Origin of the sequence: Arthrobacter ginsengisoli (assembly GCF_031456935.1) — a bacterium.
GTDB lineage: Bacteria > Actinomycetota > Actinomycetes > Actinomycetales > Micrococcaceae > Arthrobacter > Arthrobacter ginsengisoli.
On the sequence record NZ_JAVDVQ010000004.1, the window covers coordinates 106,611 to 132,912 of the forward strand.

The 26,302-nt window shown below is 66.2% G+C and carries 24 protein-coding genes; 16 read left to right on the forward strand and 8 right to left on the reverse strand.

Features of this window, described 5'->3' with window-relative positions; genetic code table 11:
- The first annotated feature begins 43 nt into the window (after positions 1-43).
- The 10 genes from J2X01_RS06325 (at position 44) to J2X01_RS06370 (ending at position 12,088) form a co-directional block, all read left to right on the forward strand.
- Positions 44-1,726 (forward strand): ABC-F family ATP-binding cassette domain-containing protein, encoded by a 1,683-nt coding sequence (locus tag J2X01_RS06325; RefSeq protein ID WP_310051925.1) that lies wholly within the window; start codon positions 44-46, stop codon positions 1,724-1,726.
- A 132-nt stretch (positions 1,727-1,858) separates the two neighbouring features.
- Positions 1,859-2,632, forward strand: coding sequence for a DeoR/GlpR family DNA-binding transcription regulator (locus J2X01_RS06330; protein WP_310051928.1), 774 nt, complete (start codon positions 1,859-1,861; stop codon positions 2,630-2,632).
- Positions 2,629-3,816: an MFS transporter gene (locus J2X01_RS06335; RefSeq protein ID WP_310051930.1), complete on the forward strand. Its 1,188-nt coding sequence runs from the start codon at positions 2,629-2,631 to the stop codon at positions 3,814-3,816. Before J2X01_RS06330 ends, J2X01_RS06335 begins: the two co-directional genes overlap by 4 nt.
- Before the next feature lie 33 nt (positions 3,817-3,849).
- Positions 3,850-5,346, forward strand: a complete 1,497-nt coding sequence (locus tag J2X01_RS06340; RefSeq protein ID WP_310051933.1) for a bifunctional phosphatase PAP2/diacylglycerol kinase family protein — start codon at positions 3,850-3,852, stop codon at positions 5,344-5,346.
- 138 nt (positions 5,347-5,484) lie between these two features.
- Positions 5,485-6,429, forward strand: a complete 945-nt coding sequence (locus tag J2X01_RS06345) for an ABC transporter ATP-binding protein (RefSeq protein WP_310051937.1) — start codon at positions 5,485-5,487, stop codon at positions 6,427-6,429.
- A gap of 3 nt (positions 6,430-6,432) precedes the next feature.
- On the forward strand, positions 6,433-7,326 hold the full coding sequence (locus J2X01_RS06350; RefSeq protein ID WP_310051940.1) for an ABC transporter permease: 894 nt from the start codon (positions 6,433-6,435) through the stop codon (positions 7,324-7,326).
- 31 nt (positions 7,327-7,357) lie between these two features.
- A complete protein-coding gene (locus J2X01_RS06355; RefSeq protein WP_310051941.1) occupies positions 7,358-8,680 on the forward strand; it encodes a sensor histidine kinase in 1,323 nt (440 codons plus the stop codon).
- Between the two features lie 24 nt (positions 8,681-8,704).
- Entirely contained in the window at positions 8,705-9,502 is a 798-nt protein-coding gene (locus J2X01_RS06360) for a response regulator (RefSeq protein ID WP_310052343.1), read from the forward strand.
- A 317-nt stretch (positions 9,503-9,819) separates the two neighbouring features.
- Complete coding sequence (locus J2X01_RS06365) at positions 9,820-10,725, forward strand: intradiol ring-cleavage dioxygenase (RefSeq protein ID WP_310051944.1); 906 nt, start codon at positions 9,820-9,822, stop codon at positions 10,723-10,725.
- Positions 10,726-10,765: 40 nt separating this feature from the next.
- On the forward strand, positions 10,766-12,088 hold the full coding sequence (locus J2X01_RS06370; RefSeq protein WP_310051946.1) for a M18 family aminopeptidase: 1,323 nt from the start codon (positions 10,766-10,768) through the stop codon (positions 12,086-12,088).
- A 27-nt stretch (positions 12,089-12,115) separates the two neighbouring features.
- Here J2X01_RS06370 and J2X01_RS06375 read toward each other — a convergent pair whose 3' ends face one another.
- Together J2X01_RS06375 and epsE are read right to left on the reverse strand one after the other, a co-directional pair.
- The gene (locus tag J2X01_RS06375; protein WP_310051949.1) at positions 12,116-13,222 is read right to left on the reverse strand and encodes a hypothetical protein; all 1,107 of its coding nucleotides are present in this window, start codon (positions 13,220-13,222) and stop codon (positions 12,116-12,118) included.
- Positions 13,223-13,468: 246 nt separating this feature from the next.
- Entirely contained in the window at positions 13,469-14,719 is a 1,251-nt protein-coding gene (gene epsE / locus J2X01_RS06380) for an exopolysaccharide biosynthesis GT4 family glycosyltransferase EpsE (protein ID WP_310051951.1), read from the reverse strand.
- A 667-nt stretch (positions 14,720-15,386) separates the two neighbouring features.
- Between epsE and J2X01_RS06385 the strand changes: the two genes are divergently transcribed.
- On the forward strand, positions 15,387-16,379 hold the full coding sequence (locus J2X01_RS06385) for an O-antigen ligase family protein (protein WP_310051954.1): 993 nt from the start codon (positions 15,387-15,389) through the stop codon (positions 16,377-16,379).
- A complete protein-coding gene (locus J2X01_RS06390) occupies positions 16,379-17,305 on the forward strand; it encodes a chain-length determining protein (RefSeq protein ID WP_310051956.1) in 927 nt (308 codons plus the stop codon). The genes J2X01_RS06385 and J2X01_RS06390 overlap by 1 nt, the downstream gene beginning before the upstream one ends.
- A gap of 39 nt (positions 17,306-17,344) precedes the next feature.
- Here the strand turns inward: J2X01_RS06390 and J2X01_RS06395 are convergent, their stop codons facing one another.
- The 6 genes from J2X01_RS06395 to J2X01_RS06420 form a co-directional block, all read right to left on the reverse strand.
- A complete protein-coding gene (locus tag J2X01_RS06395) occupies positions 17,345-18,301 on the reverse strand; it encodes a rhamnosyltransferase WsaF family glycosyltransferase (RefSeq protein WP_310051958.1) in 957 nt (318 codons plus the stop codon).
- A gap of 278 nt (positions 18,302-18,579) precedes the next feature.
- Complete coding sequence (locus J2X01_RS06400; protein WP_310051961.1) at positions 18,580-19,485, reverse strand: DUF6492 family protein; 906 nt, start codon at positions 19,483-19,485, stop codon at positions 18,580-18,582.
- Positions 19,485-20,576, reverse strand: coding sequence for a glycosyltransferase family 2 protein (locus J2X01_RS06405; RefSeq protein ID WP_310051963.1), 1,092 nt, complete (start codon positions 20,574-20,576; stop codon positions 19,485-19,487). Before J2X01_RS06405 ends, J2X01_RS06400 begins: the two co-directional genes overlap by 1 nt.
- The gene (locus J2X01_RS06410; RefSeq protein WP_310051966.1) at positions 20,573-22,069 is read right to left on the reverse strand and encodes a lipopolysaccharide biosynthesis protein; all 1,497 of its coding nucleotides are present in this window, start codon (positions 22,067-22,069) and stop codon (positions 20,573-20,575) included. The genes J2X01_RS06405 and J2X01_RS06410 overlap by 4 nt, the downstream gene beginning before the upstream one ends.
- On the reverse strand, positions 22,066-23,304 hold the full coding sequence (locus J2X01_RS06415) for a glycosyltransferase family 4 protein (RefSeq protein ID WP_310051968.1): 1,239 nt from the start codon (positions 23,302-23,304) through the stop codon (positions 22,066-22,068). The genes J2X01_RS06410 and J2X01_RS06415 overlap by 4 nt, the downstream gene beginning before the upstream one ends.
- 299 nt (positions 23,305-23,603) lie before the next feature.
- A complete protein-coding gene (locus J2X01_RS06420; RefSeq protein ID WP_310051970.1) occupies positions 23,604-24,278 on the reverse strand; it encodes a DUF1345 domain-containing protein in 675 nt (224 codons plus the stop codon).
- 241 nt (positions 24,279-24,519) lie between these two features.
- On the opposite strand from J2X01_RS06420, the gene rpsF reads away from it, so the two are divergent.
- The 4 genes from rpsF (at position 24,520) to rplI (ending at position 26,302) form a co-directional block, all read left to right on the forward strand.
- A complete protein-coding gene (gene rpsF / locus J2X01_RS06425) occupies positions 24,520-24,825 on the forward strand; it encodes a 30S ribosomal protein S6 (RefSeq protein WP_024366241.1) in 306 nt (101 codons plus the stop codon).
- A 55-nt stretch (positions 24,826-24,880) separates the two neighbouring features.
- A complete protein-coding gene (locus tag J2X01_RS06430) occupies positions 24,881-25,468 on the forward strand; it encodes a single-stranded DNA-binding protein (RefSeq protein ID WP_310051975.1) in 588 nt (195 codons plus the stop codon).
- Between the two features lie 125 nt (positions 25,469-25,593).
- Positions 25,594-25,833: a 30S ribosomal protein S18 gene (rpsR, locus tag J2X01_RS06435; RefSeq protein ID WP_003800144.1), complete on the forward strand. Its 240-nt coding sequence runs from the start codon at positions 25,594-25,596 to the stop codon at positions 25,831-25,833.
- 16 nt (positions 25,834-25,849) lie between these two features.
- Positions 25,850-26,302 carry a 50S ribosomal protein L9 gene (gene rplI / locus J2X01_RS06440; protein WP_310051981.1) on the forward strand — a complete coding sequence of 151 codons (453 nt, stop codon included), beginning with the start codon at positions 25,850-25,852 and terminating at the stop codon, positions 26,300-26,302.

The window sequence follows — 26,302 nt, forward strand, 5'->3', positions numbered from 1 at the left end:
CGCCGCCGACGGGCGGCAACCGACGCCGTGGGAGAATTGACGGGTGGCTCATATTGACGTTTCCAGCATCGATTACTTCCTCTCCGACGGCACCCAGCTGCTCAACGGTGTGACCTTTAAAGTCCCGGACGGGTCCAAGACGGCGCTGATCGGGCCCAACGGAACCGGCAAGACGACCCTGTTCCGGATCATCTCCGGCGACCTGATCGCCGACGAAGGCGTGATCGGCCGCTCCGGCAACATGGGCATCATGCGCCAGTTCGTGGGCCAGGTCCGGGACGACTCCACCGTCCGCGACCTGCTCGTCTCCGCCGCGCCGCCGCCGCTGGCGGCCGCCGCCCGCACCGTGGACGAGGCGGAACTGGCGATGCTGGAGCACGACGACGAGCCCACCCAGATGGCCTACGCGCAGGCCATCGTGGACTGGGGCGATGCCGGCGGCTACGACGTCGAGACCGTCTGGGATGAGGTCTGCATGGCCGCGCTCGGCCTGCCTTTTGACCGCGCACAGCACCGCCCGGCGTCGAGCCTCTCCGGCGGCGAGCAGAAACGCCTGGTGCTGGAGGCGCTCTTCGCCGGCCCCGACGAGCTGCTGCTCCTCGACGAGCCGGACAACTACCTTGACGTCCCGGGCAAGCGCTGGCTGGAAGCCAAGCTCAACGAGTCGAAGAAGACCGTATTTTTCATCAGCCACGACCGCGAGCTGCTGAACAACGCCGCGGGCCGCATCGTGACCCTCGAACCGGGCATCAACGGCGCCGGGGCCTGGATCCACGGCGGCGGCTTCGGCTCCTACGTGGACGCCCGCGCGGACCGGAACGCCCGCTTCGAGGAGCTCCGGAAACGCTGGGACGAGGAGCACGTGAAGCTCAAGGAACTCGTCAACATGTACAAGAACAAGGCCGCGTTCCGCTCGGACATGGCGAACCGGTACCACGCCGCGCAGACCCGGCTGGCGAAGTTCCTCGAGGCCGGCCCGCCCGAGGCACTGCCGATCGAGCAGAACGTGCAGATGCGGCTCAAGGGCGGCCGGACCGCCAAGCGCGCCGTCGTCGCCGAAAAGCTGGAACTCACCGGGCTGATGAAGCCGTTTTCCACCGAGGTCTGGTTCGGCGACCGTGTCGGCGTGCTCGGCTCCAACGGCTCCGGCAAGAGCCACTTCCTGCGGTTGCTCGCCACCGGCGGCACCGATCCGGAACGGGAGCACCTGCCCGTGTCCGACGTCGACATTGCCGAGGTTCCACACGACGGTACGGTGAAACTCGGCGCCCGGATCCGGCCCGGTTTCTTCGCCCAGACGCACGTCCGGCCCGATCTGTTGGGCAAGACCCTGCTGGAGATCCTGCACCGCGGCGACGAACACCGCTCGGGGCTGGGCCGCGAGGCAGCGGCCGGCGCGCTGGACGGGTACGGGCTGGCCTCGCAATCGGAGCAGAAGTACGAATCGCTGTCCGGCGGGCAGCAGGCCCGGTTCCAGATCCTGCTGCTCCAGCTCTCCGGCGCCACGCTGCTGCTGCTTGACGAGCCCACCGACAACCTGGACCTGCACTCGGCCGAGGCGCTGGAACGGGCCATCGACCACTTCGAGGGAACCGTCCTTGCCGTGACGCACGACCGCTGGTTCGCCCGGACCTTCGACCGCTTCCTGGTCTTCGGCTCCGACGGCAAGGTCTACGAATCGGAAGAGCCGGTCTGGGACGAAAAGCGCGTCGAGCGCGCCCGCTAAGCCAACAAGCGACGCGGGGTCACCTAACGCCCATCCCGAGGGGGCGGGTTTTATGGGCGCTAAGTGATCCCGCGTTGCTCTTTGGTGCGCGCAGGAAATGTTTAAATGATCACGCTGGACTATCATTTGTGCATGAGTACTGACGATCGCCACCGCCGGATCGGTGAACTGCTGCGCCACCGGGAACATGTGACGGTCGAGGAACTTGCAAGCGAATGCGGCGCCTCGGGCGCCACGATCCGGCGCGACCTGGACGTACTGGAACGCAACGGCGTTCTCCGCAGGGTCCACGGCGGTGCCACCAGCCTCGTGCTGCGCGGCGAGAACCCCGAATACGGGCAGCGCGAACTCGAGGACCACGCCGTCAAAGTTCGGATTGCGGCCGGTGTAGCCGCGCTGCTCAAGGACCGCGGACACGTCTGGCTGGACAGCGGAACCACGGCCACCGAGGTGGCCCGCCAGCTGCGGCAGCGTGAGATGACCCTGATGCCGATGTCGTTGCGGGCAGTCAACGCCCTGGCCGACATCCGCCCGGGGGCCGGCCGGCGACCCGAACTGCTGTTGCCGGGCGGGAGACTGACCGCCGGGGAACTGTCCTTCCGCGGGCCCATGACCGAATCCAACATCCGATCTCTGCGGTTTGACGCGGCCGTTGTCACGCCCTGCGCGCTGAACCTCCGGGACGGACTCTTGGCCCACGACCTCGATGACGCGGCCGTAAAACGCGCCGGACTCGAGTCCGCGGGCAGGGTGATCGTCGCCTGCTCCAGCACCAAATGGAACGCCAGCGCCGTCGCGCTCGTCGCGTCCCTCGACGCCGTGGACGTTCTGGTGACGGACCGGCAACTGGGTTCCGACGAACTTTCCCAGCTCGCCCAACACTCGGTGGAAGTAGTGAACGTATGACCAAGACAGCAACCCGGCCGCAACTCAATGCCGCTGCCGCGGCGACCTTCCTGATTTTTGGCATCAACGGGCTCGTGTTCGCCAGCTGGGCCGCGAGGATCCCCGCGGTGACGGACATCCTGCACATTTCCTCCGGTCAGATGGGAACCCTGCTGTTGTGCGTGGCGGCGGGTTCCCTGGTCGCACTTCCAACCGCCGGCGCCGTTGTGGGCCGGATCGGGACGGCCAGTGCCGTGCGGGGCGCCGGCCTTCTCGCCGCCCTTGCCGGCGTCGGTGTGGCGCTGGCACTGCTGGCGGAGTCCTTCCCGGGGACCGGCCTTGCACTGTTTTTCTTTGGCATGGGCATCGGGCTCTGGGACGTGTCGCAGAACATCGAGGGCGCTGACGTCGAACACCAGCTCGGCCGGACCATCATGCCGCAGTTCCATGCCGCCTTCAGCGGCGGTGCGTTCCTGGGCGCCCTGATCGGCGCGGGTCTGGCGGGCCTTGGCGTCGGGCTGCCGGCGCACCTGCTGGTGATCGCCGCCATCGTTGCCGTGGCCACGCTGTCTGCGCCGCGCTATTTCCTCCCGCACGCGCCGGCTCCCGCGCCGGTATCCGGGGAAACGAGGGAGGCCCGGGGCCGCTCGGCCTGGCGCGACCGACGGACGCTGCTGATCGGTGTTGTGGTGCTGGGGGCGACCCTCACCGAAGGGGCCGGCAATGACTGGATCGCGAAGGCCGCCGTCGACGGACTGGAGGCCACGGAATCCACCGGTGCGCTGCTGTTTGCGGCCTTCGTCCTGGCAATGACTGCGGTGCGCTTCTTCGGCGGCCGCGCAATCGACGTCTACGGCCGCGTGGCGGTGCTCCGAGCCAGCATGGCCGCCGCCGCCGCCGGGCTGGGGCTCTTCGTGCTGGCCGGCGAACTCTGGCTGGCCACGGCCGGGGCGGTGCTCTGGGGTGCCGGGGCCGCCCTGGCGTTCCCGATGGGGATGTCGGCCGCGGCTGACGATCCCAAATACGCCGCCGCCCGCGTGTCGGTGGTGTCCACGATCGGGTACATCGCGTTCCTTGCCGGACCGCCGCTGCTGGGCTACCTCGGTGACCTGATCGGAATCCGGCCGGCGCTGCTGACAATCATGATTCCGATTCTGGGTGCGCTGCTGCTCGCCGGCGCCGCGAGGCCCTTGCGCGCCAGCTGAGCATCCGGCCCTCCCGCGCAGTACAGTGGTCGGATGCGGAGCATGCTGAGGAAGGCGCCGGGACGGCTGGGGAAATTCGACCGTAAACTCGTGCGCGCCGTCTCCGACTTCCCCGGTGGCCACCATGACGAGTTCTTCCGGCGGCTGTCCGCCGCGGCGAACAAGGGCAAGCTCTGGTTCGGCATCGCCGCCGTGATGGCCCTTTTCCCGGGGCGGACCCGACGCGCCGCCCTCCACGGTTTGTTGGCACAGGCCGTGGCTTCCACGGTCACGAATCTCGGGTTCAAGACGCTGTTGCCCCGTGCCCGCCCGCTCCCGGAGCACCTGCCGGCCTTCAGATTTGTCCACCCCCAGCCCAAGAGCTCCTCCATGCCCTCGGGCCACTCCGCCTCGGCCGTGGCGTTCGTCCTCGGCGCCGGCCTCGTGCGGCCGGCGCTGGGCGCCGCGCTGGCGCCGCTTGCGGCAGGTGTCGCCTACTCCCGCGTGCACACCGGCGCCCACTGGCCCTCGGATGTCTTCTTCGGATCGGCAATCGGGGCCGGAGCGGCCCTGGCCACGCGAAAATGGTGGCCGGTCCGGCCGCCGGTCCCCGCAATCCGGCGGACCGCCGTGAAGGCTGCAGAGCTCCCGGACGGCACGGGCCTGGGCATCGTGGTCAACACCCTGGGTGGCTCCTATGCGGAGCAGACAGCGGCTGCGCTTCAAAAGGTATTCCCCAAAGCGTATATACGGGAGGTTGCCCGGCATGAGGACCTGGCGGAGAAGATCGGCCGGTTGGCGAGCCGGCCCGGGATCGTGGCCCTGGGTGTCTGGGGCGGGGACGGGACTGTCGGCACGGCGGCCGCGGCCGCCGTCGAGCATGACCTCCCGCTCCTGGTTCTGCCGGGCGGGACGCTGAACCATTTCGCCCGCGACGCCGGAACGCCCCACCTCACGGCCGCTCTTGAGGCCGCGACCCGCGGCGAAGCTGCCCGGGCGGATCTGGGCCTGGTGGAAGTTCAGCGCGGCCTGCCGGACAGCCCCGAGCTGCTCCGGCTGACCATGCTCAACACCGCGAGTGTCGGCCTCTACCCAAACCTTGTCCGCAGGCGGGAACTGCTCCAGCCGGCCCTGGGCAAACCCGTGGCCGGCGTCGTCGCCATGCTCCGCACGTTCGCCGCCGGGACGCCGACCACCCTGATTGTCGACGGCGTGCGGCACAAACTTTGGATCCTGTACATCGGCCGCGGACGCTACTATCCCCGTGACCACGCGCCCCTGCTCCGCCCGGTCCTCGACGACGGTGTATTCGACCTCAGGATGATCACCGCCGACGAATCCTTCGCCCGGCTTAGGCTGCTGTGGTCCGTGCTGACCGGCACCGTCGCCACATCCCGCATCACCCACCTCAGCGAAGCACGCAGCATCCGGGTGGAACCGGGGGACACGACCATGGTCCTCGCGGTGGACGGAGAAGTCATGCCGGGAGTTCGCGCAGTTGAATTCTCGGTCCTGCCCAGCGCCCTGACGTACTACTCGCCGGCGTCCTGAAGCCTGGAAGCCCGGACTGTCATCCTCCCGGACTACCCTGATTTGACCCTGAATCATCCCTGAGACCGGCGAAATCGGCGCTCCGCCTCGGTAGCGTGGTGGGGACACCACCCCACAGCTAGCCAAAGGAACGCTTCCATGATCGAAGCAAGAGCACTGACCAAGGTCTACGGCGACAAGACCGCCGTCGCGGGAGTCAACTTCACCGTCGAGGCCGGCCGGGTCACCGGTTTCCTGGGCCCGAACGGAGCCGGCAAGTCTACGACCATGCGCATGATCATGGGACTGGACCGGCCGACGTCGGGCACCGTCACCGTCAATGGCGCGCCGTTCGCCCGGCACGCCGCGCCGCTGCGCGACGTCGGCGCCCTGCTGGACGCCAAGGCCGTCCACACCAGCCGCTCCGCATACAACCACCTCCTGGCGATGGCCGCCACGCACAGCATCCCCAAGACGCGGGTGCACGAAGTCATCGAAATGACGGGACTGGCCGACGTGGCCAGGAAGAAGGTGGGCGGTTTCTCGCTCGGCATGGGACAACGGCTGGGCATCGCCGCGGCGCTGCTCGGCGATCCGCAGACCGTCATCCTGGACGAGCCCGTCAACGGCCTGGACCCGGAGGGTGTGGTCTGGGTCCGCAATCTCGTCAAGTACCTGGCGTCCGAGGGGCGCACCGTGTTCCTCTCCAGCCACCTGATGAGCGAAATGGCCGTTACCGCGGACCATTTGATCGTGATCGGCCGCGGCAGGATCATCGCCGACGCGCCAATCCAGGACATCATCAACGGCAAGGGACGGATCCGCACGCGCGTCCGCACCGACCAGCCGGACCAGCTGATGCGCCTGCTCGCCGGTGACGGCGTTTCCGTGGAACTGCAGGACAACGAACTGCTTGAGGTCACGGGCCTGGATCCGCGCCAGATAGCCCGCGCGGCCCTTGACCGCCACGTCATGATCTACGAACTCACCCCGCTGCAGGCCAGCCTTGAGGAGGCCTACATGGAACTGACCAAGGATGAAGTCGAATACCACTCGCTGATCACCACGGGCGCTGCCGCCCCCGTCCAGTCCGGAGGCAACTAAGCCATGAGCTCCACCACCCTTGATCCCTCCCGCAATGCGCCCGCCGGCGCCGGAAACGCCCCTGCCGGACAGTTGGCCGGTACCAGCACGGGTCCGGGCCCCAGTTTCCTTCGGGTGCTGAACTCCGAATTCATCAAGTTCCGCACCCTCCTGTCCACCCTGATCCTGCTCGGCTGCACCGTCCTGGTGGTCGTGGGCTTCGGCGCTCTCTCCGCCTGGGGAACGGGACAGTTCGCCCAGGCCGCGGCCACCGATCCGGAGGCCGCCGCTGCCTTCGCTGCCCAGGGCGGGGACCTCGCCGTCGGTGTCCCCACTTCCGGCATCGCTTTCGCCCAGCTCATCCTGGGCTCACTCGGGGTGCTGCTGATGAGTTCCGAGTTCACCACGGGCATGGCCCGCTCCACGTTCGCGGCCGTCCCGAAGCGGATCCCGGCCTTCGCCGCCAAACTGCTCGTGGTTATGGTGACGGCGTTCGTTCTCACCGGGGTTTCCGTGTTTCTGGCCGGCCTGGTGTCGCTGCCGATCCTGGACAACTATGACCTCAAGCTGGACCTCAGCAGCTCGCAGTCGGTGAAAATGCTGCTCGTCAACAGCCTTTACGTTGCCGCTGTCGCCGCCATCGGCATGGCCCTGGGTTCGCTCATCCGCAACTCTGCCGGCGGCATCATGAGCCTGGTTGGACTGTTCTTTGTGGCACCCATCGCGTTCCAGCTGATCCCGGGTGATTTCTTCGTCGAGGCCCGGAAGTACCTGCCCGGCAACACGGTCGAACCGATGACGGCCGTGCAGCATGTCCCGGACACCCTGGAAGCCTGGCAGGCCGCCCTGGTGCTGGGCGGCTGGGTTGTCGTCCCGGTGGTCCTGGCCGCCGTGCTGCTGAAGAAGCGGGACGTCTAGGGCCTTCCGGGTCACCGTCTAGGCTCAGTGCATGATCGATGAAGTTCCAGTGAAGGACGCGCCGGCCGACCGGGCTGACGCGTCCTTCGCTGAAATCAGTGCGCGGCGGCGGGGCCGGATCCGCCGGTACCTGTTCCAGCATCCGCGGGCCATGGACGCCGTCGTGGTGGCCTGCTACCTGCTGCTGGTTACCCCCACGGCGGTGGAATCGGTGCTCGACGGCGCCTGGCCGGCCGCCGTGCTGCTCGCGGGGGCCGCGGCGGCGCTGCTGTTCCGGCGGAGCCATCCGGTACCGGTGGTCGCCGTGGTGGCAGTGCTGGAAGTGGGCGTGACCCTGTTGCACCCCTGGGGGTCCAACATCTCCGCCGGGCTGTGGTTCGCGCTCTACTCCGTGGCGGTGGTGCGCAGCCGCCGTTTCGCGCTGGCCTGCCTGGCGGCGGCCACGGCGCCGCTGGTATTCCTGTACTTCCTGCTGGCAGTCGGGCCGCTGGATGGCAGGCTGCCGGACATGGGGGTTAACACCCCGGAGAACTTTCAGCTGATCAGCAGCATTGCCGCCGTCGTCAGCATTGTGCTCTCCAACGTCATCGCCACCGGGATTGGCGTCTCGGTTCGGCAGGGCCGCGAGCACCAGCAGGAGATGGCCGCCTGGGCCGCGGGGGCCACGCGGCTAGGCTCGGTCACGGAACGCAACCGCATCGCCCGAGAAATGCACGACGTCGTCGCTCATTCGCTCACGGTGATGATCAGCCTTTCGGACGGGGCCGCCGTCGTGGGCCGGACGGACCCGGCGCGGGCGGCAGAGGTGCTCGGGGAACTCTCCCGCACCGGCCGCACCGCGCTGGCGGACATGCGCCGCGTCCTGGGCGTCCTTCGCGACGATGCGGCACCGGGGCAGGCCCCGCGCGAACCGCTCGGGGCAGGGGACAGCCTGAGCAAACTGATGCAGGGCTTCCGCACCGCGGGCCTCCCGCTGCACTATTCGCACACCGGACCGGCACTGCCGGACGATGCCGCGTTCCAGCTGACGGTGTACCGGATCGTGCAGGAGTCGCTGACGAACGTGCTGCGCTACGGCCGCTCGCTGGGCCGGGTGGATGTGGCGATTGTCCGGGACGGACCAATGGTCACCATCGACGTCGACGACGACGGCAAGGGCTCCGTCGGTTCCGTCCGCTCGGCCGCGGCGCCGGGGGCACGGGATTCCCCCGGCTCGGTGGGCACCGGCCAGGGGCTCGCCGGGATGCTGGAACGCGCCCGAATCTACGCGGGCACCGTGGCGGCAGGACGCAGCACCGATCACGGCTGGCGCGTGCACGCCGTGCTGTACTGGAACGGCGACAACCGGAAGTGAGGGCGCATGAGTGAGGCGCAGACGATGAGCGGAAGCGGACCGATCCGCATCCTGCTGGCCGACGACCAGCCGCTCCTGAGGATGGGCTTCCGGCTGATCCTGGAGGGCGAGGAAGGTCTGAGCATCGTGGGCGAGGCGTCCGACGGCGCCGAGGCCGTGGACCAGGTCCTTGATCTCGCCCCTGATGTCGTGCTGATGGACGTGCGGATGCCGGTGCTGGACGGAATCGGGGCCACGCGGGCCATCACCGCGTCCGGGGCCCACGCCAAAGTCATCATCCTCACCACCTTCGACCTCGATGAATACGCCTTCGCGGGGCTCCAGGCCGGGGCCTCGGCCTTCCTGCTCAAGGACGTGGCGCCCGCCGAACTGGTCAGCGCCGTCCGGGTGGTGGCGAGCGGGGACGCGGTGGTGGCGCCACGCATCACCCGGCGGCTGCTGGAAACGTATGTCCGGGACAACGGGGCCGCTGGTGCCGCCGCGGGCACGCCTGCCGCGTCGGCGCCGTCCGGGTTCCTGCCCGGCGGTGCCTTGACTGGCGGCTCCACGGGCGCCGCGTCCGGCCGGGGGACCCGCGCCGGGGTCCGCCCGGACCGGGACCCGCTGCTCGAAGACCTGACACCACGCGAAACCGAGATGCTGGGCGCGATGGCCGAGGGGCTTTCCAACGCCGAGATCGCGCACCGGTACTTCCTCTCCGAGGCAACCGTCAAAACCCACGTGCGCCGGATCCTCAACAAGCTGCACCTGCGGGACCGGGTCCAGGCGGTCGTCTACGCGTACGAGACCGGACTGGTCGTGCCGAGCAACCCGGACTACTGACACCCCGGCTCGCCAGCGCGGGGACATGCCCAGCCCACGGCTCGTCCGCACCCGGGGACATGCCCAGTGCTGGCGGGGAACATTGGACATATTGGCACCATGTCCACTCGCCGCCACTCGCGGAGGGCATGTCCAGCGGGTGTAGGGGACATGCCCAGCGCTGGGCGCGCGGGGAGGGCATGTCCCGCCGCGCGGAGGGCATGTCCCGCCGCGCGGAGGGCATGTCCAACGGTCGCCCGGGCCGCTCCGGCGCAAACCACAGCGGGTTCACAGGGAGGGCCTAGTCAGTGCATAGTGCCCCGGGGTTCCATGGACGCATGACTTCTTCTCCGCAGCCACCGCACGAGCCGCACCCCAACCACGACCGCGGCCTGGAATTCGACCTCTCCACCCTCATCAGTCGCCGCTCGCTGGGCATGTTCCTTGGGGCCGGCACGGCCGCCGCCCTCGCTGCCTGCACGCCGGGCGGCTCCTCCACGGCTGCCGAGTCCTCCACAGCCTTAGCGGCGTCGACGCCGACGCCGGCCGCCTCCAGCACAGCGGCCACCAGCACGCCCTCCGCCTCACCCACCCTGACGCGGGCCATCGCCGAGTGCGGAGTTGAAATTCCCCAGGAAACCGCCGGCCCGTACCCGGGTGACGGATCCAACGGCCCCAATGTGCTGGCCGCCTCGGGCGTGGTCCGGCAGGACATCACCTCCAGCTTCGGGACCTCCAGCACCACGGCCGACGGCGTCCCGCTCACCGTCACGCTGACCTTGCTCGACAACGCCAACGGCTGCGCGCCCCTGTCCGGGGCCGCCGTCTACGCCTGGCACTGCGACAAGGCCGGCAAGTACTCCATGTACGACGCAGGGCTCAAGAACGAGAACTACCTCCGCGGCGTGCAGGCGGCAGACGCCAACGGCCAGGTGATTTTCCAAACCATCTTCCCCGGCGCGTACAGCGGCCGCTGGCCCCACATCCACTTCGAAGTGTTCGAGTCCATGGATAACGCGACGGCCGCGGGGCAGGTCCTCGCGGTGTCCCAGATCGCGTTGACGGACGCCGCTTGCAAGGAGGTGTACGCCTCTGCCGGCTACGAATCCAGCGCCCGGAACTTCCCGAGGACCACGCTGAAGTCGGACAATGTCTTCGGCAACGACGGCGGCATCTACCAGCTCGCCACGATGACCGGATCGGTGTCCGGCGGGTACACGGCCGGACTCAACGTCACAGTATAGGAACCGTCCGGCCCGACGGCACGGCGCTAGACTCGAAGCCATGCCTTCACAGCCCACCGCCGCAGCCCACATCCAGGACCTCGGCACGTACGTCACCGCGTCGCCGTCGAGCTTCCACGCCGTCCACGAGGCCGCCCGCCGGCTGAACGGGGCAGGATTCACCGCCCTCGACGAACTGCAGCCCTGGGACGCGGCCTCCAAGGCCGACGGTACAGGGAAGTTCTACGTGATCCGCGACGGCGCGATCATCGCCTGGGTGACGCCGGAGACGGCCGGTCCGACCACCGGCTTCAACATCCTGGGCGCGCACACCGATTCGCCGTCGTTCAAGCTCAAACCCAAGCCCACGACCGGCAGGTTCGGCTGGCTGCAGGCCGGCGTCGAGGTCTACGGCGGCCCGCTGCTGAACTCCTGGCTGGACCGCGAACTGCAGCTCGCCGGACGCCTGGTGATGCGGGACGGCACCCAGCACCTCACCGCCACCGGGCCGCTGCTGCGCTTCCCTCAGCTGGCCATCCACCTGGACCGCGCCGTGAACGAGGGGCTCGCCCTGGACAAGCAGCAGCACATGAACCCGGTCTACGGGCTGGGCGACCCGGCCGGGGAGGACCTGCTGGGCCTGCTGGCCGACCGGGTTGCCGGCGCGGACGTGGACGGTGCCCTGATCGGCGGCTACGACGTCGTCATCGCGGACACCCAGGCCCCCGCCGTGTTCGGCGCGAAGGGCGAGTTCTTCGCCTCCGGCCGGCTGGACAACCTGTCGGCCACCCACGCCGGGCTCACGGCGCTGATCAACCACGCCGCCGCGCCCCTGCCGGCCGGGACACCGATTGCCGTGCTGGCCGCGTTCGACCATGAGGAGATCGGTTCGGCCTCCCGGTCAGGCGCGAGCGGCCCCATCCTCGAGGATGTGCTGGTGCGGATTTCCGACGGACTGGGGGCCTCGGTGAGCCAGCGGCGGCAGGCTTTCGCGGCGTCGTTCTGTGTGTCCGCCGACGCTGGGCACGCCGTCCACCCCAACTATGCCGAACGGCACGATCCGGCCAACCGGCCGGCCTTGAACGGGGGCCCGCTGCTGAAGATCAACGCCAACCAGCGCTACGCCACGGACGCCACCGGCGCCGCCCTCTGGGCGCGACTGTGCTCGGACGCCGGCATCCCGTACCAGGAGTTCGTCTCCAACAACGTGATGCCCTGCGGCTCCACGATCGGGCCACTGACCGCCACCCGCCTTGGCATCCGGACGGTCGACGTCGGCGTGCCGCTGCTGTCGATGCACTCCGCCCGCGAGCTCTGCGGCGTCCAGGACCCCTACCGGCTTGCGATGGTGACGGAGCTGTTCTTCCGCACGGCGGCGGCGTAGGGGCCCTGGGATTAGGCTGTGGCCGGGCTAGGGCGCGCAGGCAGCGGCGGCCCCGTCGATCCGGTAGAGATGGACCGCATTGCCGTCCTCGAAGGTGTCCCTGAAGGTGCCGTTGCTGATAGCCACCGTGCGGTCCTCGTCCAGGACTGTTGCGGTCACGGCCGAGGCCGGCAGGCACCCCAGAGTGAATTCGGCTGCTTGCCGGTTCGCCTGCGCCGAACCGGCGAGAACGTAGAGAGCGTCCCCGTGCACTTTCACGGCTGCGTCAACCCCCGCGGCGTGGGCCAAGGCCCCGTCCAGGAACGGCGCGTTAAGGACGGGGGCGAGGCCGGTAATTTGCCGGTTGACGGCGGTCACCCAGGGCCGAATCTCGTCACCACAGGGTTCCCGCAGGATGTGGAAGGACTGGCACGGGCCACCGAAACTGTGGTTGAAATAGACAATTCCCCGTGCACCGTGGATCAAACTGCTCCAGACAGCGCCTCTTAGCTGCGGGCCAGTGATCGTGGGGGCTTCGGCCTCGCCGGCCGGATGCCCAACCTCGACAAAAGCCCACACCGGTTTGTTGCCGGCCGGCCGGATCAGGGATCGGACCCGGTCAACTGTCCAGCCATAGTTGGCGGCCAGCCGGCACTCCTGGTCCGTCAGGTTCCGCCCCCCGCCCAGCCGCCCGCCACCCTCGCCCTGGCCGCAGATGTTGGGGTCGGTGAACCAGTAGTTGTCGACCGAAACCACGTCCTGAAACTCATTGACGAAGACAGATGCCTGTTCGTCACTCTCCCAGAAGCTGACACCCTTGCCGTAGTTGGCATATTTCAGGGTTCCGTCGGCAATGGCTGCTGACAGCGTCCGTTGAACGGAATAGCCACAAGGTGTCCCCGCGGGGTTGCAGACTTCCCCTTGCCCGGGCCACTTACCGGTCCATACTGAGGACCCGGGGCCCGCCCACATGTCCGGCTCATCGGCAAGGACAAGGCCCGAGCTCCATGCAGAGGGTTCGCTGGTCACTGCATGGACACCGGCGGGCCGCAGCAGCGCGGTATTGGAGTTCGCCGTCAGGTTCACGTAGGTGTTCAGCCCGACACGTTTGTCCATTTCGATGTCGCCCGGCTCTAGAACGCTTTCCAGCCACACACCAAGAGGGAAATACTCCGGCGCGGCGGGCAATGAGTTCGCGAATGTCCCATAGAAACCGGGGCCTCCATCCACATTGCGAAGAACGGTGGCTGCCGCACTTTCTGCAGGTGCCGGTTCGCTTCCGGCATTCCTGACAAAAGCTTGCCCTGGTGGCGCCCCGCTTCCGCTGAACAACAGCGCTGCCGCTAAACAAACGACGGCTGACATGACGGCTTGAGAGTGTTCTGGTCTGCGTTTCACGAGCTATACCCCTCGAATGAGTTGTGCCAGGATTCCTGCACCGCGGGTGCTGTCAAACCGGTTGGCCACGCGGCGCCGACCTTCCGTGCCCAGCTGGCCCGCCAAGTCTGGTGTGTTCAGCACGCGGGCGAGGGCAGCCGCCAAGTGGGCGGGATTGTTGGTGCGGACCAGAAGGCCGCTGTGCTGGTCCTGCACCAACTCCGGGACGCCCCCGGCGCCGGTAACCACCACGGGGACGGACAACGACATAGCCTCCATGATGGCGACGCCGAGGGGCTCGGCATGGCTCGCCAGAGCAAAAACGTGTGCATCTTCCAGCCCGGTTCGGATCACACCTTCGGAGACGGCACCGAGGAGCGAGACCCTGCCGGCCAAGTCCAACTCGGCGATGAGCCGCTCAAGCTCAAGGCGGTATCCGGTTCCGCCCAGCTCGTCCTCGCCCGCGATGACGAGCCGTGCGTCTATTCCTGAATCCGTCAGCAGGCGGACCGCGGCAAGTAGGTCTTTGTGGCCTTTGCTGGGGTTGAGCCTGCCACAACTGAATATTTTGGCCGGTCCCTCGCCTGTCCAGGGTTCATATGGGAAGTTCCTCGTGAAGTTTGTTGTGTCGACCCCCATGGGCGCCACTGCAATTCTGCCCGGAAGTGCCCCGCCCAGCTGTGCCTCGATGTCCCCGAGGAGCCTTTTCGTGATGACCACGCCAAAAGCGGCGTTCCGCCATTTGTCCGCTTGATTCGGGCCGTAGTCGGCCAGGGGACCGTGAAGCGTCAGGCTGTACGGGAGGCCAGAGAGCCGATGGGCAAAGAGTGCGACCTGGGCGGAGTCGGCACAGGAGTGGACGTGGACGTGCGTCCACCCCCTGCGACGGGCAACCCTTACCAGGTCCGCAGCGGCAAGCAGAAGCGAGGCAAGACGGAGAGCCCCAATGACACGTGGCCGCAGGCCGCCAGCCTGTGCCTGCCCGGCGCTGTACCCCCTGGCCGACCCAAGCAAGACGGCCGCCCGACCGGAAAAGAGTCCCTGGAGGAGGATTGCTGACGCAACGATAAGGTTCGCGGGCGCAGCGGGCACGAGGTAGTGCGTCTCGGTTTCCGCGGCGCTCGCCCACCCATGGGACACCTTCCCCGCTTTGGGGCGGCGGGTAGAGATAAGTTCCGGTTCCATTCCCAGGGTCCTTAGTGCGGCCAGTTCACGCCAGAAGAAGCCGTGGGTCTGCCCTGGAAACTCAGGGATCAAATATCCGAATCGAGCCATGTAAACCCCTTCAAAGTTTGAAGGTCTTCGGGGGACGGTCCGGCACGCGGGCCTTGGGCCATCCTACTCAGATAGCGCCTCCCGTAAAGCCACCATCGAAAATGACGTTTTCAGAAAAATACTGTTTCCAGCAGGCGCCAGCGGCTACTGTCAGAAAAGACGGGCACCTGCGTAGCGGTGACTCCGAGGTCGTCTAGGTAGGTTGGGGAAATGCATGCCCGGTACTGTCGGAATCACGGAGCATCGATTCAATGCGTCACAACCGCGCTGCTCCGAATTTGCCGACTTTGAAATAACGCAGGCGAGGAAGGGCCATCCGCCGCTGCTTCTTCGAATTATCGCGTTTGGGATCTTCTTCTTCCCTTCCAGCATGGTGCTGGGCGGCTTGGGGGCGGCCGGAACAGTGCCGCTGCTGCTCTCGGCCGGGCTCTTCCTGCTCTGGGCGGTGTCTTTACTTCTGGGTTTGCACGATCCGATTGGCTACAGGCACCCGGGCAGGCTCGCCCTCGTCGCCCTGATCCTGGCATCGTGCCTGTCTTATATTGGGCTTGTATCTGGCTGGACAGGGGGCAGCACCCCTGTTGTCCGGGCGTCCGCCGACCGATGGCTGATTCTTCTGGCGGCCAGCGCGGGAATAGTTTTGGTAATTGCGGAACGTATCAAAACAATGACAGATGCATTGGTGCTGGTGAGAGCCCTGTTAGCAGGCGGCGTCTTCTGTTGCCTGGTGGCGGTGGTCCAGTTCTACTTCCGGGTCAACCCTATGGAATGGGTCCAGGCGGCCATGCCGGGCTTCACCTATAACGGCGGTGATACAGCCTTCCAAGACCGCGGCGCCCTCGTCCGGGTGTCCGGCAGTACGTTCCACTCCATAGAGCTCGCCGTCGTCGCGGCGATGCTGCTGCCGCTGTCCATCTGGCGGGGTCTCTACGATCCCGTTGGCCGCAAGTGGGTGCACTGGTGCGGAACGGCGCTCTTGGTGTTCGCGGTGGCGTCCACAGTGTCCCGTTCCGGCGTGCTCGGCCTCGCAGTGGGCATGCTGACGTGCCTGCCCTTCCTGCCACAAGGCGCCAGGCGTTGGCTGGGCATGGTCTTTCCGGTCGTGCTGGCGGCACTGTTCCTGACTGTTCCGGGTCTCGTCAGCACGATCAGCGCCAGTGTCACCGCCGATGAGAGCGACCCCTCGATCAGCAACCGAACGAATAACTATCCCCGAGTGGCCGCCATGTTCGAGGAACGTCCCGTCTTTGGAACGGGCCCGGGCAACTACATACCGCAAAACGCGGTCTTCATCCTGGACAACCAGTACCTGAACACGGCCGTGACCCTTGGGATTGTTGGACTGCTCGCGGTGATTCTCTATCTGCTGCTCCCCGGACTGGCTGCTGTCCAGGCGGCCCGGGTGGCCCGGACTGAATCCTTGAAATGCCTGGCGGGTGCCATCGCGGCAGCCGGCCTCGTTGCCGGTGTCTGCTCCCTAGGGTTCGACTCCCTCTCTTTCCCAGTCTTTGCCCTGGTCTACCCCTTGTTCGTTGGTCTCGGCGGAGCCGTCTGGATCCTCGTCAAACGCGAAGCGAAGCTCCTGGCTGTCACGGACGCGGCCGCCCAGCGGAATGATTTGCCGAAAACCGACTCAACTCCGCGAAATGGAGATATCTAATGGATCCTCTGGCCGTGCTCAAGACTTTGTGGCACCACAAGTTCTTCGTTCTTCCGGTCGTGCTGCTCACGCTTCTCGCCGCCGGGTACGTTTACCAGTTCGGTCCGCGGTCGTACGAGGCCAGCACGAGTTACGCGGTGGTGAACCCGATCGTGCCAACGTCCGAAGACATCGAGAAGAAACCGGAATTGGGCCTTTTGAACAAGGACAATCCATATCTGCGGTCAGCAGACCCTGCGCTGGTCATCGATGTGCTCATTACCCGGCTGAACGCACTTGCCACGGCTGACAAGCTGCAAGCGGAAGGGCTGGGAAACGAATATGCGGTGAGCCGTGGTGTCGGGGGCAATGGCTTTGTCATCGACATTCGTGGGGTCGGTGACTCGGAGGAGCAGGCCATAGCAACCGCCACAGCCCTGGGCAAGACCCTCGAATCCGACCTCCTGGAAATGCAGAGCGTCAACGGGGCGGACAGGACGTACCTCTTCACCTCCATGACGGTTTCGACGCCGGACCGTGCCACTGAGCTGTATTCCAACCGCCTGCGGGCAGCGATCATCGTGTTTCTGGTGGGCACGATTCTGGTCTTCGGGGCCGTCTCTTTGGCCCGGGTGGTCGAGGCAGGGAGGACGCGGCGGGCAGCCCGGAGGACAACGTCCCCGACGGGCGGGGACACGGCAACCGGGCAGCCGCCCACCTCCGGTCCCCGGTCCGCGCCTTTCAAGCCTGGCCCGTCTTCCGCCGGTTGGAAGGCCGCCAAGGGCTCGGAGGGCGCACCTGCCCCAGTGCCAGGATCACGGCTGGCGCCAGGCACGCGCGGAGGTCTGCGACGCTCGGCCGGGAGCCCCGAAGAGCGACCTGAACCGTTCGCGCCTTCCACAGACGAGGAACCGAGCCGGGTGGGCGCGGACAAAGGCGCCCTCTAGACCCCCGTCGTGGCCCTGACGGCGCTTCGGGCCGGGTTATCAGCGGCTCAGGACCCCTTTGCACGCCGATTCGATCAGGTCCGCCACCATGGCCTGGGTTTGGGTCCAGCCCGGCCTGACCCGAAATGGCGCGGCGGAAGCGGCTGCACGCTGCTGATCGTCGACCACTGAAGAAAGCGCGGAGGCCAGAACGGCGGGGGTCGGCCGGGCCCAGACGGCGTTCTCCCCGGGAAGATCGGCGCGGGCCATCACCGAGTCATTCAGGACCGGCACGCAGCCGGCAGCTAAAAGCTCCTCGGCAGCCAAGGAGATGTTCGTGAACGACATCACCAGACCGGCCCTGGTGCGGTTGTAGAGTTCGTTCAGTTCGGCCGGCGGAAGGCTTCCGTGATTCGTGACAGGGATACGCCAGTTGTCCACGCGGTCGCCGTAGACATGGATCTCCTCGTCCGGATGCATCTCGTGGAAGTGTTCCAGCGCGAGCTTGGCCAGCATGTACCCCCTGCGGTCAGTGCTCCGCTTGGCGTAGAAGACGATGCCGCTGCGCGGCCCGGGCATGCGGGACTCATCCAGGATCCGGTAGACCTCCGTGTCGCAGCCAAACGGGACGGTCGTAGCGGGCGCGACGCCTGATTCCCGCTGAAGTTGCGTCGCCACCATGTCGCCGAGAGCAATTATTCCCAGCCCCAAGTGATAGGACAGTTCCGCAATCGTGTATAGGGAACCGCGCGGATAGAAATATGGTTCGTAATCCTGGACAAAGTAGAAGCAGCGGACGGGGCCCGCAATCCGTGACGCCACCACATGGGCCGTCTGCCAGGAGCTGGCCACAACAGCATCAATACCTTGAATGCTGGGCGTCGCTGACTTGATGGTCGCCTTCATCCCCGGCCAGCACCGCCGGATTACTTCCTCATGGCAAGTGACATCGTCGGAATTAACGTCGTAGAGGAACAGCGTGCACCTGTGCCCGCGCCGCTCCAGGCCCTCGACCATGCGGAAGAGCGTCGTATGCCCTCCGGACCCGGCCCCAGGCGGCGTGCAGACCCAGCCGATATGCAGGCCGCCGTCCCGCACCGGATGGTCCGTCGGGAGGCGGACCGTCCCTGGATCTGCAATGTCCTCCGGCCGCAGGGGTAAATCTAGGTCGGTCCAGCTCAACCGGTCCCCGACCCTCTGCGCGATCTTCCTTGTACCCCGCCGAAAGACGTCGCTGGCACCGTCCCGTCTCAGCCGCGATGCTATGTCCGCCAGTCGCCGTGTAGTCCCCATTGTCAGCCCCTTTCCTTGTCGTCGGCCAGGGTTCCCCGAACGTCGGCCAGGGCCTGCCGGCGATGGTGGAGTCCGGTTCCCGACTTTGCCGAAATCATGATGGCAAGTTCTTCGGACGTGACCCCGGACATCAACGCGGACAGTTCAGCAAGGCCTAACGGGCGTTCCTCCGAGTAGACGACGCTCTTCATGCGGGAGGTCGTTGATTCCGCACCACCGAGTACTTCGTCAACGTACACGCCGTATAGAATCATTTCCGAGAAGTGGAGTTGGCTGCCGATGGCTGTGGCCCAGGTCCGGCCCGTGTGTGCTTCGACCGCGGACAGCAGGCTGCGCACAATTCCGGGTTCCCAGAGGCACGGCCAGCTTATGTAGTCGGGGAGGTTTTCCGCCGGTGGCGGCGCCAATCCCAGCAGCGACCGCGAGGTTTCGTGCCATTTGCGGTGCAAGGGCAGCCCTGCATGGACCGCCCCGGGATTTCGGTAGAACGCTGGTCTCCCGCTCAGCATGAAGGAGTCCAGGGAAGTCCTGCGGATCAGCACCATGTCGGAGTCCATCAACAGCACGCCCCGGGACTGGAAGGATGCCGCTGCAGACAGCTTTACGAGCTGCTGGGCGATCCAGCCGCGCACGGGGGGCCACGGGCGACGTGTGTTCAGCCAGACGTTTGCGCCCGGTGCTTTCACCAGATGGCGGGGCAGGAACTCGCCAACATCGTGGACGAAAGTTCGTGTCCCCTCCATTTCGCTGAAGTACTTCCGGTCACTGCGCGGGACAACGATGTGGTGCTCGACGTCGTCGGTCATCTCCATCACCGAACGATTCAGGTCAGCGCACAACTCGGCGTCGGGTCCGTAACTCGGGGTCAGGACCGTCAGCCCGGAGCCGCATGGTACCTCAGCATTCATCAGTACACTCCATTCCTGTGCCAGCGCCACCACTGGAGCTCGGATCGTACCCGGGCCGTCAGACGCCGGGCCGATGCGCCACCCCTGAGATGCGGGAACCGGGCCGCCTGGTCCGTCCGCCGCGCTAGTCGATCCCATGCGGTGCTGTGCACCACCCCGGGGTCCAGTTCCCGCGCCAACTCAAGGCTACATCCGTACAGCACAGACGTCCCGGCGCCGCGGTCCAGTTCGTTGCGGGCCGTCTTCAGGGCTTCGTTGACCAGTGTCCGGGTTGCCCGCCGTCGCAGGTCACCCGCTTCCGCGACCGTGCCGGCGGGGCCGTCAAAGAGAACGTCGAACGCTTCTCGGCGTTCCCTAAGATCAACGAGCACATCGACTTCGCGTGCAGAAAGGCTGTCGCTGTGTTCGCGGTGCCAGGCCTGGTCGGCACCATGAATGTATGCAACGTCGGCGAATGCCGAGAAGCGGAACCAGAGCTCCATGTCATGCGTGTGCTTGAGCGGAGCCTGATAGCCGATTCTTTCCAGCACAGACCTTCGCATCAGGACCTCGGGCGAAGTGATAACGTTGCTGCCGCTGCGGCAGCGGTCGAGCAGCCACTCCCGCCCCGGCCAGATGGTCCACGCTGAGGGACTCAGCCGCGGACGGGGGAGCACACCGTCAGAGAAGTGCAGGGGATGCCCATAAACGAGCCCCACCGAGGGGTGGGCTCGCGCCACCGGGACGGCGCGGCCAAGAGAGCCGGGGGTCAGCAGGTCATCGGCGTCGAGGCGCACAAGGAACTCGCCCTTTGCTAATTTGGCGCCGTCGTTAAATGTTTCCACGACGCCCCGGTTGGTTTCGTGGGCCAACACCCTGACGTTCGCGTGTGCGGAGGACAGTTCCCTTGCCACTTCGAGGCTGCCATCCGTCGAGGCGTCATCCACTACGACAACGTCGACGGTCACGCCGTCCTGGTTGACGGCGCTGAGCACTGCCCCGGGGAGGTAGCGACCATAGTTGTAGCAGGAAATGACGACCGTGACTGTGGCCGGCTCACCAGCGACATTCCGCGGGCGGGTTCTGATCTTCTTGCCGGTCGTCGGTGTCACGGTGTTCCCCCTGCGGTAGTGGCCTCCCGCGCCACGATCGGATCGGATGCCGCGGTGCCTTCTGCCGCCAGCCACCGCTTGAATTCAAGAATCTGGCGCCAAAACCACCGGCCCAGCAGGAGCGTGTAAGTGGCCGTGCCGGCCAGGCCGCCGGCGAGCAGTCCCACGACCGACGACGGCGCCCAGTCGACGGCGGCGACGGCCGCTGCGGCGGCCGGAACCGCAGCGACGAGGGGCGGCCAAAGGCGCGCGGCCACGGACCGGAGATCGGCTCCGCTGCGGTGAAGGGCCACCGCATAGGCCGGGCAGACGATGACGGCGGCCGTGGCCAGATGCGCCATCGCAACACCGGTGGTTCCACCGGCCCGGATGCCGAGCAGGACAGCGGGGATCAGCGCGGCGATCCAGAGGATCTGCACCACCAGCGTCGGTGCGGAGGCACCTCTAGCCAATAGATACGAGGCGGCGAGGTCGAACAGGGTACGGAGCGCACCGAAGAGTCCCAGCCAGGCGAGGATCGCGACGGCGGGCAGCCATATGGTTCCGTAAACCAAGTCAATGACCGGGTGCGCCAGTACGGCCAGCATGAGCCCGGCCAGGAGGGACACAGCCCAGGTTGGACCCAGGACGGCTGCGAAACTCTTGTCCGCGCTTCCTTTGGCCAGCCGGGCAAAGGCAGGTATCGCGAGGGACCGGACCACCTGCCCCAGCGCACTCATCGGCCAGTTGGCCACATTGAACGCCAGGAAATAGAAGCCCAGGGCTACCGGTCCGGCCATCCGGGAAATGGCCACGTTGTCGACGTTTAGCAGGACCCAGGAGAGCATATTGGCGCCGGCGACGGGAAGGCCGAACGACAGCACCTCGGGTGCCACGGACCGGTCGAACCCGTACCGCGCTCTTTCCCCGGAGAGGACGAACTGAAGCACGAGGGCGACGGCCTGGGAGACGAGCCGCCCGACGGCAAGGCCCATGACGCCCCAGCCGGCCAGAATGAGGGCAACCGTCAGTACGGTGCCGATGACGAAGTCGGCGGCCGCAATGCTGAACAACTCTTTCTGCGCGAAACGGCGTTGGAGTGAAGCGTACGGCACGACTCCGGCCCCTGCCAGCAACAACGAAAATGCCATGATGGATATCACCGGACCGGAGGCAGGACTGCCGAGCAATTCCGCGACGCCCTGGCCCGAGAGGGCCATAGTGATTGCCAGCAGGGCACCTGAGGCCAGCCCGAGGCTCGCCACCGTGGGCGCTTTTCGCTCCGGTTCCGCCGATCTGATCAAATCCGCGCTCATGCCCAGATCCGCAAGAGTCATTAGAACGGCCTGAACGGTCAGTGCGATGGCGAACACGCCGAACTGTTCGGGTGCCAGCAGCCTGGCGAGGGCGATTCCAACCGCGAAGCTGCCCAGTCTCAAAACGAGGCTGTTGACGCTGCTCCACGCAAGTCCGTGGCCAATCTTCCGGCCGAGCCCGGGCTGGGAAGGGCTCATAACACTGACTTCCGTAGACGGCGGAGTGGTTCCGACTTCCGGAGATTCATCACAGCGCGGAATTTCGCGACCTCGTAGCCGGTCCGGAACAGGGAGCTGTTGAGCCGACGTGCCTGCTGCGTCAGCAGCAGGGAACGGTAGGTGGCTTCGAGCCTCAGCGCCGCTGCGTCCAGGGCGTATCTGTCCTCAACCAGCTTCCGGCCGAAGGCACCGAGGCCCGATCGCAACTCCTCGTTGTCCAGCAGGCCAGTGAGGATTTGCTGCAGTTCGCCCGCACCGCCACCGCCGTGTCCAAACCACCCTTCCTGGAGGAACTGGGGTGCCGTCTCCGGACTGGCGAGCTTCCAGAAACCGGCCGTTCCCTGCACGATGAGCGGCTTGGCGTACGCCATTCCGCGCAACGCTGAGCTTCCCATTCCCAGAACTACATCCGCCGCTTCATAAAGCGGCCGGGGATCACTGACGTTGCCATGGACCCGGACCACATCGCGCCCGTGCCGGCGGTTCACCGCCAGCGCGGCCGCGTGCACGGTAGGGAGGCCGTCGCCGCCGCCGGCGATCAGCAGCACCACCGGCCTTCGTGCGGACAAGCTGTCAACCACCCGGACGGCCGCCTCAACGCCCAGGATCTTCTCCAGATCCGTGGTCAACCGGCCCACAACGCTGATGACCAGGTGCCCCGGCGGGATCTTGAGTTTCCGTCGCGCCGCAGACACGGCGGACGGCTTGTTGTGCTCCGTGTCGACCGGCGGCTCCATCACCTGGATTTGAGTCCGTCTGAGGGCCTCCTCGGCGGCGAGGGCATGCGTGCCGACAATGAGTGGGAAATGCCGGGGCAGGAAATCCGGTACGTCCATCGAAAGCACAGTCATGACCGCTGGTGTTCCGTAGCGCAGCCCGGGTCCGAAGGCCGTATCAACGCTCGGGGCCCATTCATAAGGATGAACAACGTCAATATCCCGGGCCCGGACGGTCGACGTCAGCTTGCGGATCGTCGCGGGATCCACGCCGTGTTTCCGGGCAGGTGCCTCGACGAACTCCAAGTCGAGCCGCCGGACCTTGTCGATCAGAACGCCGGATGTCGCGAAGACGACCACCTCATGGCCCAGATCGCGGACGGCGCCGGCAAGCTCGAGCGCGTTGATCTGGCTGCCGCCGGTGGCCAGTTCATGGGGATAGACGAGAACTCGCATGGCGTCATCGAGACGTTTATCGCTCCAGCGCTCTTCAGGCATGCGGTCCCCGTCCTTAGAAGAGAGGCCGTTGACTTTGGTTCAAGTGCGGTGCTCCCCATACGGTCGTCACCAGGGTTCCCCGCGGCAAGCGCGGCGAAGCAGCCCGCGGACTTGTCGCGGAAGGATCGTCCGCTGGTGACATTGACAGCAAATATATCCGGGGGTCTGCCCGGGAACTAGGCCGCACGGATAGTCGAGTAGGGCATTGGCGGAAGTCGAGTAGTTTTCAAGGCCAATACTTGTTTTTCGTCCGGGACATCCTCCGGAGGCAGTCCCGGAAGGGCTGTCGGGTCCCCAGGTCAGAAGGCCAGACTGATCACAAGGCTGATCGTCGTAGCAAGGATGACAGTGCCAAAGAGGTAGGACAGCAGGCTGTGTTTGAGAGCTTCCGCCCGGATCCCGTGGGTCTGCAGCGCAGTGTCTGAGACCTGGTACGTCATGCCGAGGCTCGTGGCGAGGTACGCGAAATCTGTGTACTGCGGCGGTCGCTCCTGGTTGAAGTCGATGCCGCCCACCACGGCGCCGGCCCTCCCCCCTGTGCTGTAGTAGAGCTCGGCGTACCGCAGCGTGAACAGCGTCTGCACCAGCAGCCAGGACAGCGCCACCGACGCCAGCGCCAGCAGCCCTCCGCCGAGGCCGGACCTGCCGTTGCCGCCGTGGGAATCAACGACGACGGCGGCTACCGCGCCCAGGCTGGCGACGTTGGCCGCCAGGATCAGCAGGTCGGTGATGCTTCGTGACGGGTCCTCTGCCGTGGCATGAGCCCGGGTTTCGGTAGGGTTGAATCGGCCGATCGCAAACCAGACCCACGCCACGTACGTCAGCGCTGCGACACTCCAGCCCACTGCGGGCGCCTGCACCCAGTGCCCGGCCAGCCCCGTGGCCGCCGCCGCGGCGGCCCCTGCGAGCAGCATGATCGTGAAACGCAGCCGGCTCCGGCGGACAGGGCCGGACGGTGGGGAGCCGGTGGTCATGCCCCGATCATGGCACACAGTTGTCCACATGGAGCCCAGACATGCTGTCGGGACCCTGCCCGCACCGCCTACGCTGGACTGGCATGGAATCGCGGAATCCGGCCCCGATGCACTAAGCTATTGAAGTCTGTGCTGCGCCCTGCCCCCGTTCCCGGGGGCAGGGCGGGCACATGGCACCGCAAATGAACCTCCTGTTACGGAAATGCCGTAACCGCTTAGCCCAAAGGAGGTGGGTTCACATATGCGTCCTTACGAATTGATGGTAATCATCGACCCCGAGGTCGAAGAGCGTACCGTTGAGCCAACGCTTCAGAAGTTCCTGAACGTCATCACGACCGATGGTGGAACCATCGAAAAGGTTGACATCTGGGGCCGTCGTCGCCTGGCTTACGAAATCCAGAAGAAGTCTGAAGGTATCTACGCCGTGGTGAACTTCACCGCTGAGCCGGCTACCGCCAAGGAACTTGATCGCCAGTTGAGCCTCAATGAGACCATCATGCGCACCAAGATCACTCGCCCCGAAGTGCAGAAGGTCGTTGCTGAGTAACTTCAGCTCCCGATTTTCATTCTTCACCCCGCAGGAACGAACAAGGAGGCAGTAGATGGCAGGCGAAACCACTATTACGGTCATCGGTAATCTCACCAGTGACCCCGAGCTGAGGTTCACACCGTCAGGTTCGGCAGTAGCGAATTTCACCATCGCTTCTACTCCCCGCACCTTCGACCGCCAGTCCAATGAGTGGAAGGACGGGGAAACCCTGTTCCTCCGCGCATCGGTATGGCGCGAAGCAGCCGAAAACGTCGCCGAATCCCTGACCAAGGGCATGCGTGTGATCGTTTCCGGCCGGCTGAAGAGCCGTTCCTACGAAACCAAAGAAGGCGAGAAGCGCACCGTTATCGAGCTTGAGGTCGATGAAATCGGCCCCAGCCTGCGCTACGCCAACGCCAAGGTCAACCGCACCCAGCGCTCCGGCGGTGGGGGCGCCGGCAACGGTGCCCAGGGTGGCTTCGGCGGCGGCAGCGGTGGTGGCTTCGGTGGCGGCTCTGGTGGAAACCAGGGCGGCAACTCGGGTGGAACCTGGGGCGGCAACCAGCCCGCACAGCAGCAGGATGACCCTTGGGCTACGCCCGGCGTCAGCAATGCAGGCGGCGGCTGGGGCAACGGCCCGGATTCCGAACCTCCCTTCTAAACAACATCTAAGGTTCGACGACGGAACCGGCCGGGACGCTGCAAGGCGGACGGCACTGACCGGCGTCGGGTCACCACCATCCCGTGGATCAATATCCACGGGCTCCATCGAATAGGAGCTCCACGATGGCTAAGGCTGAACTCCGTAAGCCCAAACCAAAGTCCAACCCCTTGAAGGCCGCTGACATCACTGTCATCGACTACAAGGACGTAGCATTGCTGCGCAAGTTCATCTCCGACCGCGGAAAGATCCGCGCCCGTCGCGTCACCGGCGTCACGGTGCAGGAACAGCGCAAGATCGCCCAGGCAATCAAGAACGCCCGCGAAGTTGCTCTGCTGCCTTACTCCGGCGCTGGCCGCGGCTAGGGAAGGGATAACTAACATGGCAAAGCTCATTCTGACCCACGAAGTAACCGGTCTCGGTGCTGCAGGCGATGTTGTCGAGGTCAAGGACGGTTACGCACGTAACTACCTGCTGCCCCGTAACTTCGCCCTGACCTGGTCCAAGGGTGGCGAGAAGCAGGTTGAGTCCATCAAGACTGCCCGCGCCGCCCGCGAGCACGCTTCCCTGGAAGACGCTCAGAAGCAGGCCGCTGCACTCTCCGCCAAGCCGGTCAAGCTCGTTGTCAAGGCTGGCGAGACCGGACGCCTGTTCGGCACCGTCAAGCAGGGCGACGTGGCCGACGCTGTTGAGGCCGCTGGCCTTGGCAAGATCGACAAGCGCAAGGTTGAACTGCCGACGCACATTAAGTCGGTTGGTTCCTACCAGGCCAACGTGCGCCTCCACGCTGACGTTGCCGCTGTGATCGAACTCGACGTAGTCGCAGGCAAGTAG

Bases quoted from the DNA above. Each gene is read 5' to 3' on its own strand.
- J2X01_RS06330 (WP_310051928.1), top strand. From the start codon at position 1,859: ATGAGTACTGACGATCGCCACCGCCGGATCGGTGAACTGCTGCGCCAC.
- J2X01_RS06335 (WP_310051930.1), top strand. From the start codon at position 2,629: ATGACCAAGACAGCAACCCGGCCGCAACTCAATGCCGCTGCCGCGGCG.
- J2X01_RS06340 (WP_310051933.1), top strand. From the start codon at position 3,850: ATGCGGAGCATGCTGAGGAAGGCGCCGGGACGGCTGGGGAAATTCGAC.
- J2X01_RS06345 (WP_310051937.1), top strand. From the start codon at position 5,485: ATGATCGAAGCAAGAGCACTGACCAAGGTCTACGGCGACAAGACCGCC.
- J2X01_RS06350 (WP_310051940.1), top strand. From the start codon at position 6,433: ATGAGCTCCACCACCCTTGATCCCTCCCGCAATGCGCCCGCCGGCGCC.
- J2X01_RS06355 (WP_310051941.1), top strand. From the start codon at position 7,358: ATGATCGATGAAGTTCCAGTGAAGGACGCGCCGGCCGACCGGGCTGAC.
- J2X01_RS06360 (WP_310052343.1), top strand. From the start codon at position 8,705: ATGAGCGGAAGCGGACCGATCCGCATCCTGCTGGCCGACGACCAGCCG.
- J2X01_RS06365 (WP_310051944.1), top strand. From the start codon at position 9,820: ATGACTTCTTCTCCGCAGCCACCGCACGAGCCGCACCCCAACCACGAC.
- J2X01_RS06370 (WP_310051946.1), top strand. From the start codon at position 10,766: ATGCCTTCACAGCCCACCGCCGCAGCCCACATCCAGGACCTCGGCACG.
- epsE (WP_310051951.1), bottom strand. From the start codon at position 14,719: ATGGCTCGATTCGGATATTTGATCCCTGAGTTTCCAGGGCAGACCCAC.
- J2X01_RS06385 (WP_310051954.1), top strand. From the start codon at position 15,387: ATGACAGATGCATTGGTGCTGGTGAGAGCCCTGTTAGCAGGCGGCGTC.
- J2X01_RS06390 (WP_310051956.1), top strand. From the start codon at position 16,379: ATGGATCCTCTGGCCGTGCTCAAGACTTTGTGGCACCACAAGTTCTTC.
- J2X01_RS06395 (WP_310051958.1), bottom strand. From the start codon at position 18,301: ATGGTCGAGGGCCTGGAGCGGCGCGGGCACAGGTGCACGCTGTTCCTC.
- J2X01_RS06400 (WP_310051961.1), bottom strand. From the start codon at position 19,485: ATGAATGCTGAGGTACCATGCGGCTCCGGGCTGACGGTCCTGACCCCG.
- J2X01_RS06410 (WP_310051966.1), bottom strand. From the start codon at position 22,069: ATGAGCCCTTCCCAGCCCGGGCTCGGCCGGAAGATTGGCCACGGACTT.
- J2X01_RS06415 (WP_310051968.1), bottom strand. From the start codon at position 23,304: ATGCCTGAAGAGCGCTGGAGCGATAAACGTCTCGATGACGCCATGCGA.
- J2X01_RS06420 (WP_310051970.1), bottom strand. From the start codon at position 24,278: ATGACCACCGGCTCCCCACCGTCCGGCCCTGTCCGCCGGAGCCGGCTG.
- rpsF (WP_024366241.1), top strand. From the start codon at position 24,520: ATGCGTCCTTACGAATTGATGGTAATCATCGACCCCGAGGTCGAAGAG.
- J2X01_RS06430 (WP_310051975.1), top strand. From the start codon at position 24,881: ATGGCAGGCGAAACCACTATTACGGTCATCGGTAATCTCACCAGTGAC.
- rpsR (WP_003800144.1), top strand. From the start codon at position 25,594: ATGGCTAAGGCTGAACTCCGTAAGCCCAAACCAAAGTCCAACCCCTTG.
- rplI (WP_310051981.1), top strand. From the start codon at position 25,850: ATGGCAAAGCTCATTCTGACCCACGAAGTAACCGGTCTCGGTGCTGCA.